The 13291-nt window shown below is 63.5% G+C and carries 14 protein-coding genes and 1 pseudogene; 9 read left to right on the plus strand and 6 right to left on the minus strand.

What is annotated here, in order from left to right; translation table 11 throughout:
* Positions 1 to 33: 33 nt before the first annotated feature.
* Both AC0L24_RS25115 and AC0L24_RS25120 read right to left on the minus strand, forming a co-directional pair.
* Positions 34 to 165 carry a hypothetical protein gene (locus AC0L24_RS25115; protein WP_013893872.1) on the minus strand — a complete coding sequence of 44 codons (132 nt, stop codon included), beginning with the start codon at positions 163 to 165 and terminating at the stop codon, positions 34 to 36.
* A gap of 292 nt (positions 166 to 457) precedes the next feature.
* Positions 458 to 1156, minus strand: coding sequence for a type 1 glutamine amidotransferase (locus AC0L24_RS25120; protein WP_127807766.1), 699 nt, complete (start codon positions 1154 to 1156; stop codon positions 458 to 460).
* An 88-nt stretch (positions 1157 to 1244) separates the two neighbouring features.
* Here AC0L24_RS25120 and AC0L24_RS25125 point away from each other — a divergent pair.
* The 6 genes and pseudogenes from AC0L24_RS25125 to AC0L24_RS25150 all read left to right on the plus strand — a co-directional run bounded on the left by AC0L24_RS25125 (position 1245) and on the right by AC0L24_RS25150 (position 5787).
* Positions 1245 to 1885, plus strand: a pseudogene (locus AC0L24_RS25125) (hypothetical protein).
* 37 nt (positions 1886 to 1922) lie between these two features.
* On the plus strand, positions 1923 to 2657 hold the full coding sequence (locus AC0L24_RS25130) for a 16S rRNA (uracil(1498)-N(3))-methyltransferase (RefSeq protein WP_127382521.1): 735 nt from the start codon (positions 1923 to 1925) through the stop codon (positions 2655 to 2657).
* A gap of 144 nt (positions 2658 to 2801) precedes the next feature.
* Positions 2802 to 4175, plus strand: coding sequence for a glutamate--cysteine ligase (locus tag AC0L24_RS25135; RefSeq protein WP_127330045.1), 1374 nt, complete (start codon positions 2802 to 2804; stop codon positions 4173 to 4175).
* 100 nt (positions 4176 to 4275) lie between these two features.
* Entirely contained in the window at positions 4276 to 5319 is a 1044-nt protein-coding gene (locus tag AC0L24_RS25140) for a DUF937 domain-containing protein (RefSeq protein WP_127807768.1), read from the plus strand.
* A gap of 29 nt (positions 5320 to 5348) precedes the next feature.
* The gene (locus AC0L24_RS25145; RefSeq protein ID WP_127807769.1) at positions 5349 to 5579 is read left to right on the plus strand and encodes a type II toxin-antitoxin system HicA family toxin; all 231 of its coding nucleotides are present in this window, start codon (positions 5349 to 5351) and stop codon (positions 5577 to 5579) included.
* Positions 5566 to 5787 (plus strand): type II toxin-antitoxin system HicB family antitoxin, encoded by a 222-nt coding sequence (locus AC0L24_RS25150; protein ID WP_050589468.1) that lies wholly within the window; start codon positions 5566 to 5568, stop codon positions 5785 to 5787. The genes AC0L24_RS25145 and AC0L24_RS25150 overlap by 14 nt, the downstream gene beginning before the upstream one ends.
* A gap of 145 nt (positions 5788 to 5932) precedes the next feature.
* On the opposite strand, the gene AC0L24_RS25155 is transcribed toward AC0L24_RS25150, so the two are convergent.
* Complete coding sequence (locus AC0L24_RS25155; protein WP_127382518.1) at positions 5933 to 6223, minus strand: DUF1127 domain-containing protein; 291 nt, start codon at positions 6221 to 6223, stop codon at positions 5933 to 5935.
* Between the two features lie 177 nt (positions 6224 to 6400).
* Here AC0L24_RS25155 and AC0L24_RS25160 point away from each other — a divergent pair, with 177 nt between their 5' ends.
* The 3 genes from AC0L24_RS25160 (at position 6401) to AC0L24_RS25170 (ending at position 10195) form a co-directional block, all read left to right on the plus strand.
* Complete coding sequence (locus AC0L24_RS25160; protein ID WP_063170125.1) at positions 6401 to 7357, plus strand: LysR substrate-binding domain-containing protein; 957 nt, start codon at positions 6401 to 6403, stop codon at positions 7355 to 7357.
* 83 nt (positions 7358 to 7440) lie between these two features.
* Positions 7441 to 9072: an exodeoxyribonuclease VII large subunit gene (gene xseA, locus AC0L24_RS25165; protein WP_473564244.1), complete on the plus strand. Its 1632-nt coding sequence runs from the start codon at positions 7441 to 7443 to the stop codon at positions 9070 to 9072.
* 4 nt (positions 9073 to 9076) lie between these two features.
* Positions 9077 to 10195 (plus strand): DmpA family aminopeptidase, encoded by a 1119-nt coding sequence (locus AC0L24_RS25170; protein WP_127396494.1) that lies wholly within the window; start codon positions 9077 to 9079, stop codon positions 10193 to 10195.
* A gap of 70 nt (positions 10196 to 10265) precedes the next feature.
* Here the strand turns inward: AC0L24_RS25170 and AC0L24_RS25175 are convergent, their stop codons facing one another.
* The 3 genes from AC0L24_RS25175 to doeA form a co-directional block, all read right to left on the minus strand.
* Positions 10266 to 10520, minus strand: coding sequence for a DUF768 domain-containing protein (locus AC0L24_RS25175; RefSeq protein WP_127271474.1), 255 nt, complete (start codon positions 10518 to 10520; stop codon positions 10266 to 10268).
* 470 nt (positions 10521 to 10990) lie between these two features.
* Positions 10991 to 11995, minus strand: coding sequence for a N(2)-acetyl-L-2,4-diaminobutanoate deacetylase DoeB (gene doeB, locus AC0L24_RS25180; protein WP_473564245.1), 1005 nt, complete (start codon positions 11993 to 11995; stop codon positions 10991 to 10993).
* Positions 11995 to 13173, minus strand: coding sequence for an ectoine hydrolase DoeA (gene doeA / locus AC0L24_RS25185; protein ID WP_127396496.1), 1179 nt, complete (start codon positions 13171 to 13173; stop codon positions 11995 to 11997). Before doeA ends, doeB begins: the two co-directional genes overlap by 1 nt.
* Positions 13174 to 13291 lie beyond the last annotated feature (118 nt).

The following is a 13291-nucleotide window of genomic DNA, read 5'->3' on the forward strand; positions in this document are numbered from 1 at the left end:
CGCGTCGGAGGACGCGAAAGGCGCTTTCCGCCTTTAGCGCAGCGAGGCGGTGACGCCGTAACCGTCGACGGCGTTGTGGTTGTTGGCTGCGTCGGCGGCATAGATGCCGAGACCGCACAGCACGATGGCGGACAACATGGCAAAGGACAGAAGCGCTGCTTTCACGGAGGTCATCTCTTGTTGAGCTTTCTGCATCTGTGCACCAGGCGGTTACCAATGCGTTGAAACGGAGAATTCGCTTCAAAGTTTCGACGATTTTGCGCTTCTAGGCATGTTCTGTATCAACGGTGTGTCGCGCGGGTCACACAAAGGTTCATAGCCGTTGCACAGAAGATGCAGAGCGCGCGCCTTCTAGGATGGCGGGCGGACACAAGCCAAGAATGAAACGGTTTTCCCCAGGCGGTTTCACCGCTGCGTGCCAATTATGTCACGCTGGAGGGTACGGAGAGGCCAACACTCAGATGGTCGCTACCCAGGCACGGGCAATGGCGAGGCCAGCGGCATCCGCATCGGGCCCGTTGCGGGCCATTTCGCCATCGAGCTTGCCGGCCCAGTCGGGATGGCGAGCGGCGATGGTCGGGGCAAAGGACGTGCTCCAGTCCTCGACCATCGGCCGGTCGGCCTCGAAATGGAACTGGAAACCGTAGACGGCGCGTCCGACGCGAAATGCCTGGTTCTCGGCGACATCGTTGCCGGCAAGCCGCACGGCGGCCTCGGGCAGCACGAAGGTGTCGTCATGCCACTGGAAGATCGGGAATTTCTCCGGCAGCGCGCCCAGCACCGGATCGCCCTTGGCGTCCGCCGTCAGCGATACGCCGTGCCAGCCGAACTCATTGGCGCCGCCGATGCGGTTTTCGCCGCCGAAGGCACGGGCGACGAGTTGGCTGCCCAGGCAGATGCCGAGCACGGCGCGATCCTTGTCGGCAAAGTCGCGGGTCAGTTCGAGCAGTGCCGGGAAATAGGGGTACTCATCGTCGGCCAGCGCGTTCTGGCCGCCGCCGAGCACGATCATGGCATCATGCCCGGCCGCGTCATCCGGCAGGGGATCGCCCCTGTAAGGGAGACGCAGGTCGAGATCGGCACCCGCTTCCGCAAGTGCTGCGCCGACCTGGCCGAGGCCGGTATTATCGTAGTTCTGCACCACCAGCACCCGCATCACAAAACCCTGCTGACATGAAAAAGATGCGACGAGCGATATCATGCCGCTCGCATTGCAGCCAAGATGCGTGTCCGGAGAGAAAACTATGCCACTGCAGAACCGGGTCGATCCGTTCGGTACCATCCACGCCGTGCCCGATCGCGGCCTGTTCACCGGCAATCGCGGCATCATCCACGATCCCGAGACCAAGACGCTGCTGAAAAAGCGCTGGGCGCTTCCGGCCTGGATCATCTGCGTCCGCCAATTCCGCGATGTGCGGCGCGAACCGATGGGCCGCAACCGGAAGGGCGGCAAAGCGGGCTGGACCGAGCTGTTCTTCCTCGACGAGGTGACGGCACTGGCTGGCGGGCATCGCCCCTGCTTCTTTTGCCAGCGCGAACGGGCCAGGGATTTCGTCGGCCGCTTCGGCGAAGCTTTCGGCATTGCCGAACCGCGCGCGCCGATGGTCGACAAGCGGCTGCACAAGGAGCGGCTGGCCTCGGGCGGCAGGCCGCCAGGATTGCTGTTGAAGACCTTGCCGGCCTGCCGGACGGCGCCATGTTTGCGGATGGTCGCACTGTTTATGCCCTGCGTAGGGGCAAGACGCTGCGCTGGTCGTTTGCGGGATATGGCCCACCCGCAGATTACGGCCTGCTCAAAGGCAGGACGCTGTCGCTGCTGACGCCGGCCACGACGCTCGCCGTGCTGCGGCATGGCTTTCGGCCGGTGTGGCATCCTACCGCCTAGGCTTGACGCCGGCGGCCGGCTCGCTCATTCCTCGGCGATGCGCGCCAATTACAAGATGCAACGTCTGTTCGTGCCCGACGATCTCGCGCCGGATGTCGAGTTCGACGCTGGCCAACAGCAGAGCCACTATCTCCTGCATGTGCTGCGGCTTGGCGAAGGCGCCGAAATCCTGGTGTTCAATGGCCGCGACGGGGAGTGGTCAGCGGCCATATCAGCGAAGACGAAAAGGGCGGTGCGGCTGAAGGTGTCAGCGCTGCAGCGGCCGCAGCCGCCGCTGCCTGATCTCGTCTACTGCTTTGCGCCACTGAAGCAGGGCCGGCTCGACTATCTCGTGCAGAAGGCGGTCGAGATGGGCGCCGGCATCCTGCAGCCGGTCATCACCCAGCACACGCAAGTGGCCAAGCCGTCGATCGATCGCCTGCGCGCCAATGTCGTCGAAGCCGCCGAACAATGCGGCATCCTGGCGGTACCTCAGGTGCGCGAAGCCGAAAAATTCGACCGCCTGCTGACCGGTTGGGACACAGAGCGACGGCTGATCTTCTGCGATGAGGATGCTTCGACCAACAATCCGCTGGCCGCGCTGCAGGCGGTCAAGGAAAAGAAGCTTGGGCTGCTGGTCGGGCCGGAGGGCGGTTTTTCCGACGACGAGCGCAAGATGCTGCGCGCCCTGCCCTTCGTCACCGCCATTCCGCTCGGCCCGCGTATCCTGCGCGCCGACACCGCGGCGGTGGCCGCGCTCGCGGTGATGCAGGCAACTGTCGGAGACTGGTGAGACGTCATCCCTTGCAAGGGATGCAGAGTTCCAGCAACGTTCAATTCCTGTTGACCTGTGGCTCAGGATTTTTCGCTTGATCGTCTGCTGACATTTCGTCCATTTACCGCCGGCGGTCATCCGGCCGCCTCTGAGGGTACCATCATGGCGCGCGATACGACCGATTTCCGCCCGATCGAAGGTGTCGACGAACTCGTCGAGCATCTGGCCGAAGGCAACAAGCCGCGCGACAAATGGCGCATCGGCACCGAGCACGAGAAATTCCCCTTCTATGTCGACGGCAATGCACCGGTCCCCTATGGCGGCGAGCGCGGCATCCGCGCCATTCTCGAAGGCATGCAGTCAAAGCTCGGCTGGGATCCGATCGTCGATGACGGCCGCATCATCGGCCTGGTCGAGCCGACCGGTCAGGGTGCGATTTCGCTGGAACCCGGCGGCCAGTTCGAGCTTTCCGGCGCACCGCTGGAGACGATCCACCAGACCTGCCGGGAGGGCAACGCCCATCTGGCGCAGGTGCGCGAGATCGCCGAGCCGATGGGCATCCGCTTCCTCGGCCTCGGCGGCAGCCCGAAATGGTCGCTGGCCGAGACGCCGAAAATGCCGAAATCGCGCTATGAGATCATGACGCGCTACATGCCCAAGGTCGGCACCAAGGGCCTCGACATGATGTACCGCACGTGCACGATCCAGGTGAATCTCGACTTCGAGAGCGAGGCCGACATGCGCCGCAAGATGCAGGTGTCGTTGAAGCTGCAGCCGCTGTCGACGGCATTGTTCGCCAATTCGCCTTTCACCGAAAGCCACCCGAACGGCTTGCAGAGCTGGCGCGGCGATATCTGGCGCGACACCGACAACCAGCGCTCGGGCCTGCTCGAATTCTGCTTCTCGCCCGATTTCGGTTTCGCCGACTATGTCGAATGGGCGCTCGACGTGCCGATGTATTTCGTCATCCGCGACGGCCACTATCACGACATGACGCACATCACCTTCCGTCAGTTCATGGCCGGTGCCGCGCGCAATCAGGTGCCGGACGGGCTGCCGACAATGGGCGACTGGGCGAACCATCTGTCGACGCTGTTCCCGGACGTGCGGCTGAAGCGCTTCCTTGAGATGCGCGGCGCCGATGGCGGGCCATGGCGGCGCATCTGCGCGCTGCCTGCGTTCTGGGTCGGGCTGCTCTATGATGAAGCCGCACTCGATGCCGCCGAGGCGTTGACGTCGAGCTGGACGTATGAAGAAACGCTGGCGATGCGCAACGCCGTGCCGGAACAAGGCATTTCCGCACCGTTCCGCAACACCACGCTGCGCGAGATCGCGCGAGACGTGATGGTCATTTCCCGCATGGGCCTGAAGAACCGTGGCAAGAAGAACCGCGACGGCTACGACGAGACCTCGTTCCTCAACACGCTCGACGAAGTGGTGGCGCGCGGCACCACCAGCGCCGAGGAGATGCTGTCGGCCTATCACACGCGCTGGGGCGGTTCGATCGAGCCGGTGTTCATGGAATACGCCTATTAACCCTCGGATTTGACGCAGCCGATTGACCGGCAAAAGTCGCTTCAATCGGAAGTGGAAACAAACTAGGCTTCTTCGGCGAGGATTTCCGGAGGAGAGACCAATGCCTTCCTTGTTCGACATGCTGACACAGGCCCAGAACGGCAACGGCATGCAGGCGCTTGCCCAGCAATACGGGCTTTCGATGCAGCAGACGCAAGCCGCGGTTGCCGCATTGCTGCCGGCCTTTTCGCAGGGGCTGCAGCGCAACACAGCCGACCCTTACGGGCTCGGCGCCTTCATGACGGCGATGGCCAGCGGCCAGCACGCCAAGTATTTCGAGGACGCAACCCGGGCCTTCTCACCGCAAGGCGTCGATGAGGGCAACGGCATTCTCGGGCACCTGTTCGGCTCGAAAGACCTGTCGCGCGCCGTGGCCAGCCAGGCGGCGCAAGCCAGCGGCGTCAATCAGCAGATCCTGCAGCAGATGCTGCCGGCGATCGCCTCGATGGTCATGGGCGGGCTGTTCAAGCAGACGACAAATCAGATGCAGGCCGCCAGCGGTTTTGGCGGCGGCGGCAACAATCCGCTGGGCGAGATCATCGAGCAGATGATGCGGCAAGGCGGCGGCATGCAGGCCCCGGCGCCGCAGCCGCGCCAGGCGCCGGCACCCCAGAACCCGATGGACAACCCGCTCGGCAAGGTATTGCAGGACATGTTCGGCGGCGGTGCGCCTCAGCCACAGCCGCAAAGCCAGCCGCAGCCGCAGCCCAATCCCTACGGCGAAAATCCACTTGGCAAGGTGCTGCAGGACATGTTCGGCGGTGGCGCGCCTCAGCCGCAGCCGCAAGGGCGGGCGCAGCCGCAGCAGACACAAAGCCCCTACGGAGACAATCCGCTGGGGAAAATCTTCGAGGAGATGCTGCGGCAAGGTGGCGGTGGCTTAGGCGGCATCCCTGGCGGACAGCCGGCGCCGCAACAGCCTCAAGCGCCCCCACAGCAGCGTCAGGCACCGCAGCCACAGGCCGATCCGAGCGGCAGGCCGAAAAATCCGTTCGACGACCTGTTCGGCAAGATGTTCGAGACCGGCGCCCAGCAGCGTGACGACTACCAGAAGGGAGTCGAGACGATCTTCGACCAGTTCAAGCGGGATATGGACCGACGGTAGGCGACATCCGTGGGTAAGAGACTGGAGCAATGCGCCGCAATCCGCGCGGCGACTGGTCGATAGCCGATGTGAAGGCGGTTTGTGACGAAGCTGGTGTCCAATGCGTGCCGCCAAGGTCAGGCGGTTCACACTACAAGGTCTATCATTCGGCAATGACCGATATTTTGACTGTGCCTTTCAAACGGCCGATCAAACCCGTATATATCCGAAAGCTCGTGGCATTTATCGACGAGGCAAAGAGACATGATGGACAGACTTGAATATCCGGTCGTCATTGCGCCACTTTCTGCAGAGGATGGAGGCGGTTTTTCGGCTTTGGTGCCTGATCTGCCAGGTTGCGTGAGTGATGGCGACACTCCTGAAGAGGCCATCGCTAATGTCCAAGACGCCATAGCATCTTGGATAGAGGCCGCGCATGAGCTCGGCAGATCGATACCAAGGCCATCGCGAAAGCTGGCATTCGCCTGACAGCCAAAGGAAAAGCCCGGTCCTGGGAGGACCGGGCAGAGTGCAGGCGGGCCGGGGGGATCCGGCAGGGAGTGGGAGCCTGCATACTCGTCAGTCGCGTCGAACCCCGAAAAGGTTCGCGGCAACCTAAACAACAAGCATCAGATCAGGCCACCTTGCGAGCGATGTCCTCGATCGTTTCGATGCGATCGCTGGCGATTTCGCGCAGCATCGCCGTCGGGTCGCGGCCAAACGGCACGTCGATGGCGACGTGCAGGTCGCCGCGCGTCAGGCCGATATCGGCGAGTTCGGCGTCCGACATCTCGCCAAGACGGTAGAAGGCGCGGCGGTTTTTCCAGGCGCGGTAGACGTTGGAGACGGTGTTGGCCACGCGCGTCGCAACGGCCGGACGCGAGGTGATGCGCGAGGTCTCGGTGGCGAAATCGAACGTGGTCATGTCGGTCTCCTTCAGACTCGAACGGGCAAAACCAGGCGATCGGCGCTGGCGACAGCGGCCGTTCCGGCTTCGATTCACATGCCTTCATGTGGACAATGCCAATTTGCCATCGGCCGATTGATTAATCCAACGAATGTTTCTAATCTTTACCATCAACACCAGTGATGGATCATGTCGATGAAATCGCCGCTCGATCTCGATCAGTTGCAGACCTTCATCTCGATCGCCGATACCGGCAGCTTCACCAGGGCGGCCGAAGAGGTGCACCGGACCCAGTCGGCGGTTTCGATGCAGATGCGTCGGCTGGAGGAGCGGCTCGGCAAGCCGCTGTTCGAAAAAGACGGGCGCACCAACAGATTGACCGAGGAAGGCGACAAGCTGCTTTCCTATGCGCGGCGGCTGCTCTATCTCAACCGTGAGACGCTGGCTGCCTTCGACGACCGGCGGCTCGAAGGCACGATCCGCATCGGCACGCCCGACGACTATGCCGACCGTTTCCTGCCCGAGATCATGGCGCGGTTCACGCGCTCCAATCCGCGCGTCGAACTGACCGTCATCTGCGAGCCGACGCCGGGGCTGGTCGAGCATATCAAGCGCGGCAATCTCGACCTCGCGCTGGTGACGCACAACGACGTACGCGGCCAGTCGGAGGTGGTGCGGCGCGAACCGCTGCTGTGGGTCACCTCGGCCAACCATGCGACGCATGAGCAGGAAACGCTGCCTATGGCCTTCGGCCGGCCGAACTGCATCTGGCGGCGCGCCGCCGTCGATGTGCTCGACCAGCAGAACCGCGACTATCGTATCCTGTTCACCAGTTTCTCGGCCACCGTCATCACCGCCGCGGTGCTTTCCGGGCTGGCGATCTCGGTGCTGCCGGAATGCGCGCTGCGGCCCGGCATGCGGGTGCTGGGCGAAGCCGACGGCTTCGGCGCCCTGCCCGATTGCCGCATCGGCATCATGCGCGGCCAGACGTCGCGGCCGGAGATCGTCGATGCGCTCGCCCGCCATATTTCGGAAAGCCTGGACAACATCTCCGTGCCGGTCGGTGAAGATCCCGGGACATTCGATTTCGCGGCACTCGCCTTCACCAAGCTGCGGCGAACCAAGCCGAACCAGATTCTGCCCGGCTGGTAGGCGGGGTCAGGTATGCGGGTTATGAACGGCTGGCCCGACGCAACCGCCTTGACGCGGGCGCCCAACCGTTCCCCAATCGACCGATGAGCGAAGCAGCATCCGAATCACGCACCAACGCCGCCGAATATACGGTGAGCGAGATTTCCGGCGCGCTTAAGCGCACGGTCGAGGACGTTTTCGGCAATGTGCGGGTGCGTGGCGAAATATCAGGCTACCGAGGACCGCATTCGTCCGGTCATGCTTATTTCGCGCTGAAGGACGACCGTGCCCGCCTCGACGCCGTGGTCTGGAAAGGCACGATGAGCCGGCTGAAATTCCGTCCCGAAGAGGGGATGGAGGTGATCGCCACCGGCAAGCTCACCACCTATCCCGGCAAGTCCAACTACCAGATCGTCATCGACAATCTGGAGCCTGCCGGCGCCGGCGCCCTGATGGCGCTGCTGGAGGAGCGCAAGCGGCGGCTACAGGCCGACGGGCTGTTCGATGCCGGCCGCAAGCGGTTGCTGCCCTTCATGCCGCTCGTCATCGGCGTCGTCACCTCGCCGACGGGGTCCGTCATCCGAGACATCATCCACCGCATCAAGGACCGCTTTCCGCTGCACATCCTGGTCTGGCCGGTGCGTGTTCAGGGCGAGACGTCAGGCGCGGAAGTCGCCGCCGCAGTCAACGGCTTCAACGCGCTGGCATGGGATGGCGCCGTCCAGCGTCCCGATCTGTTGATCGTGGCGCGTGGCGGCGGCAGCCTCGAAGACCTCTGGGGGTTCAACGACGAGGCGCTCGCCCGCGCGGTTGCCGCCTCCGGCATTCCGGTGATCTCGGCTGTCGGCCACGAGACCGACTGGACGCTGATCGACCTCGTCGCGGATGTGCGGGCCCCGACGCCGACGGGTGCGGCCGAAATCGCCGTGCCGGTGAAGGCCGATCTCGAAGCAACGCTTGCCAGTCTCGGTGCGCGGCTGAAAGCGGCGGTCCTGCGCAATTTCGAACGCAAGCGGCAGGCCGCCCGTGCCGCCGCCCGGGCTCTGCCCTCGCCCGATCAATTGCTGGCGCTGCCGCGGCGACGCCTCGATGAGGCGACATCCAGGCTTGGCCGGGGCCTGTTGGTCTCCACCGAACGCAAGCGTGCAAGGTTTTTTGCCGTAAAGCTGACACCGGCAATGCTGTCACAGCGCATTGCCGAGGCGCGGCGAACCAACGAGCGCAATCTTATGCGAGCACAAGGCGCGCTACGCGCGTTGGCAAGAGCCCGGCGTGCGGAGCTTAACCGAGCGGCGGATCAATTGCCAAAATGTGCCAGGGCATCGCTGCAGCGGCACAAGCAGCAACTGGCTCTGCTGCAAGGCCGCATCACGATCGAGCCGACGGCACGGCGGCAACGCGTACAGAGGGATTTGCTGACAGCTTTGACAAGACGCGGCACGCAAGCAGTGGTGCTCAGGCTGGAGCGCCTGCGCGGCCGTGTCGTCCAGGCCGACAGGTTGATGGCGTCGCTGTCGCACAAGGCCGTCCTGGCGCGCGGCTTTGCGCTGGTGAGGGATGCGGATGGCGTGGTGATCAAGCAGGCTGCCGAGGTGGCGTCGGGAATGGCGCTTTCGCTCGAGTTCGCCGACGGCATCGCCGATGCGGTGGCGATCACCGGCACGGCAAAACCGAAAGCCGTGGCCAAGCCGGCGGCCAAGGCCAAAGAGCCCGGCAATCAGGGATCCCTGTTCTGAGACCATGACCGACAATCCGCATCATCTGACAACGCCCTCAGGCAAACCGCGCGCGCGAAATTTCGGCATCGGCTTCGATGGGCGGCCCGGACCGTTTAACGCGATCACCGATGTGCACGGCGTGACGGTCGGCTACGCGACGCTGATTTCGGGCGATGGCGCGCTCGTCGTCGGCCAGGGGCCGGTGCGCACCGGCGTGACCGCGATCCTGCCCAGGCCGCTCGCCGACCTCGCCACGCCGGTCTTCGCCGGCATTTTCAGCCAGAACGGAAACGGCGAACTGACCGGCTCGCACATCGTCGAGGAAACCGGCGCTTTCAACTTCCCGATCACCATCACCAACACCCATTCCTGCGGTGTCTCACGCGACGGCACGCTGCGCTGGATGCAAAGCGTGCTGCCGGCAGCGCTCGACAGCGGCTGGGGGCTGCCGGTGGCGGCGGAGACCTATGACGGCTTCCTCAACGACATCAACGGCCACCATTTGACGTCAGAGCATGTTGCGCAGGCTCTCGACGGTGCCGGCGGCGGGCCTATCGAGGAAGGCAGCGTCGGCGGCGGCACCGGCATGATCACCTTCGGCTTCAAGGCCGGCTCCGGCACGGCGTCGCGCATCGTCGAATGGCAAGGCCGTGCCTACACCGTCGGCGCCTTCGTGCAGTCTAATTTTGGAAAACGGCGCAATATCACCATTCGCGGCCTGTGCGCCGGGCCGGAGCTTCTCGAACCGGCGGTCCGCGAAGGCACACCGCGTGCTGAAAAGGGCTCGATCATTGCCGTCGTCGCCACCGACGCACCGTTCCTGCCGCATCAGATGAAGCGGCTGGCCCGCCGGGTACCGCTCGGCGTCGCCATGACCGGCGGCTTCGGCTATCACAGTTCAGGCGACATTTTTATCGCCTTCTCGACCGCCAATGCGAGCGCGGCGCTGGCGCCCTCCGGCCGCACCGCCAGCGCCGATTTTATTCCGGACACCGATATCGATCCGTTTTTCGAAGCGGTGATCCAGACCGTGGAGGAAGCAATCCTCAACGCGCTGGTTGCCAATGACGATATGACCGGACGCGACGGAAATTTCGTGCCGGCGCTGCCGAAGGCGTGGCTCAAGGAGAAGTTTGGCTGAAGACAAAAACGCGGGCCAGAAGCCCGCGCTGAAACAACGTCGCCGCTATGCGATCATTCCGCGGCTTTGATCATTCCGCGGCTTTTCCGGGGGCCTGCTGGCTTTCCTCGGCCTCGGCCGCTTCCTCAAGCCGGGATGCGATAAGTTCCTGGATATCGCCGACTTCTTCCTGGATGTCCTCCAGCGGGATGCCGACCTCGGCCGCCTCGGCGGCGCACTCCTTGGCCAGGGTTTCGGCCTGCTTGTCGATCCTTGCCTGGGAGGACTGGCAATGGACCTTTTCGCCGATCCATCCCCGCAAGAATTCGATGGCGTGTTCACTCATACTGCTGTTCCCTGGCGGCAAAGCCGGTTGGTAATCATAAACGTCGACATCCCGCAAAGGATGCATGTCCCCATTCCAGCCGAGTCGCGGTCGTCCGGCAAGCCAATGCTGTCCAAGGTCCACAGAGCCATAGGAAATCGAGGGGTCAAGAGCATTTTCTGATTCTGGAGGGGTCGGTACCGTTGGCTGGGTCACGCCCAGCGCTGCGCCACTGTTTCTATTTGCTTTTTTCCGGTTTCCGAGCCGATTTCCGTCACAATAGATGGCGCAACACACTACACATTCACAGTTGCTTCGAGGTGCTGCCCTCGGGCACGCAGGTCGAAGCCGCCGCTATATAGTGACATCCTCCTGCAATGTCGACTCCGCTCGCCATGCTGCTTCTTTCCGCCGCGCCGAAGGCTCCGCAACGGATCAAGAGCAAGTGACGATGGACGCGAACCGGGTGGAGCAAGCCTCGGCGGAATCGCTCAGACGTGCACAGCCACCACCGCCGCGCAGTCGCCGGCCTTGACCAGCCCGGGGAAATGCCGCGCCGCCAGCATGCCCGACATTTTTGCCCGGATTTCCTGCGGGGCGATGCCGGTGCGGCCGGTGGAATGGATGCGCGCCAGCACCGCGCCCTTTTCGACGGGTTCACCGAGATCGACCATGGTTTCGATCATGCCGTCATCTTCGGCGAAGGAGAAACAATCGCCCGACGGCATGTCGAGCCACTGGGTCGAGGTCTTCTCGACCGCACCATCTACAATGCCCGTATGGCGCAACACATTGAGGATGCCGTGCCGCGCGATCCGCACGGTTTGCGCGCGCGACGTGCCGCCGCCGCCAAGCTCGGTGCTGACGAAGACCTTGCCCATCTCCTCGGCTGCCGTGTCATACATGCCGACGGCGTCGATTTCGATCATGCGCATCGAAAACGGGGCGGCAAAGGCCGCGACCGCGTCGAAGGCTTTCTGTTCCAGCGCCTTGTCGGGCAAAGTATGCGCGGCGCAGAACGGCACGAAGTCCAGCGTCTTGCCGCCGGAATGGAAGTCGAACACGATGTCGGCGCGGGGGAGCAGCTCACGCTGGAAATAATCAGCGATCTTCTCGGTCACCGTTCCGTCCGGCCGGCCGGGAAAGCTGCGGTTCATGTTGCCCTTGTCGATCGGCGAGGTGCGCGTGCCAGCGCGAAAGGCCGGATAGTTCATGGCCGGCACGATGATCACCGTGCCGCTGACTTGCTTGGGATCTAGGGTCCTGGCGAGATCGTAGAGGGCCAGCGGCCCCTCATACTCGTCGCCATGGTTGCCCCCGGTCAGCAGCGCTGCCGGCCCGTTGCCGCTGCGGATGACGCAGATCGGGATCATCACCGAGCCCCACGCCGAATCGTCGCGGCTGTAGGGCAAGCGCAGGAAACCGTGCTGGATGCCGTCGCAGTCGAAATCGACGGTCGGCGCGACCGGTGATGGACGTAGATTCAACATCGGCATCAATCCTTCACCACCAGCTTGCGCGGCACATTGGCCAGGCACTCCACACCGGTTTCGGTGATCAGGATGGACTCGGTGATCTCCAGTCCCATCGTTTCCAGCCACAGGCCGGTCATGAAATGGAAGGTCATGCCGGGCTTGAGCTCGGTGCGGTCGCCGGGACGCAGGCTCATCGTGCGCTCGCCCCAGTCCGGCGGATAGGACAGCCCGATCGAATAGCCGGTGCGGTTGTCCTTGACGATGCCGTATCGCTTGAGGACACCGAAGAAGGCGTTGGCGATGTCCTCGCAGGCGTTGCCGGGTTTCGCGGCAGCCAGCCCGGCTTCCATACCTTCCAGCGTCGCCTTCTCGGCATCGAGGAATTCCTGCGTCGGCTTGCCTAGGAAGACGGTGCGCGACAGCGGGCAGTGATAGCGGTTGTAGCAGCCAGCAATCTCGAAGAAGGTGCCCTCGCCCCGCTTCATCGCTCTGTCATCCCAGGTCAGATGCGGCGCCGAGGCATCGGCACCCGACGGCAGCAGCGGCACGATCGCCGGATAGTCGCCGCCAATACCGTCGACGCCGCGCGTGCCGGCGTCATAGATTTCGGCGACGAGATCGCATTTGCGCATGCCGACCTCGATCTTGTCGAAGATGCGCTGATGCATGGCCTCGACGATGCGGGCCGCCTTGCGCATATAATCGATCTCGGTCGGGCTCTTCACCGCACGCTGCCAGTTGACCAGCGCGGTGGCATCGACAAAGCGGGCATTGGGCAAATGCTTCTGCAGCGACGCAAAGGCGGCCGCCGAGAACCAGTAATTGTCCATTTCGACGCCGACTGTCAGCTTGCCCCAGCCGCGCTCCGCAAGCACGCTGGCCAAAAAATCCATCGGGTGGCGCTCGGTCGACTGCACATAGTGATCGGCATAGCCGACGATATTGTCGTGCGCGAGATAGGCGGTGCGCTTGGCGCCGTTGGCGTCCTGGCCGCGGCCGTACCAGACCGGCTCGCCCGAAGGCGGCACGATAACCGCCTGATGCACATAGAACGACCAGCCGTCATAGCCGGTCAACCAGGCCATGTTGGAAGGATCGCTGACAACAAGAAGATCGACGCCCTTGGCCTCCATGGCCTTGCGTGTCTTGGCGAGGCGATCCGCATATTCGCCGCGCGAGAATCTCAGGTTCGGTTGCATTGTTCTTGGTCCTCGTTTGTTGGGCCCTGCGGCCGGTATCAGCTTTGAATCCAACTCGTCGTTCTTGTTTGAGCGTGATCTCTGGACAAACGGAAAACCGTTTGTCCGAGAAAACCGG

The sequence above is a fragment of the Mesorhizobium sp. WSM4809 genome (assembly GCF_055811655.1).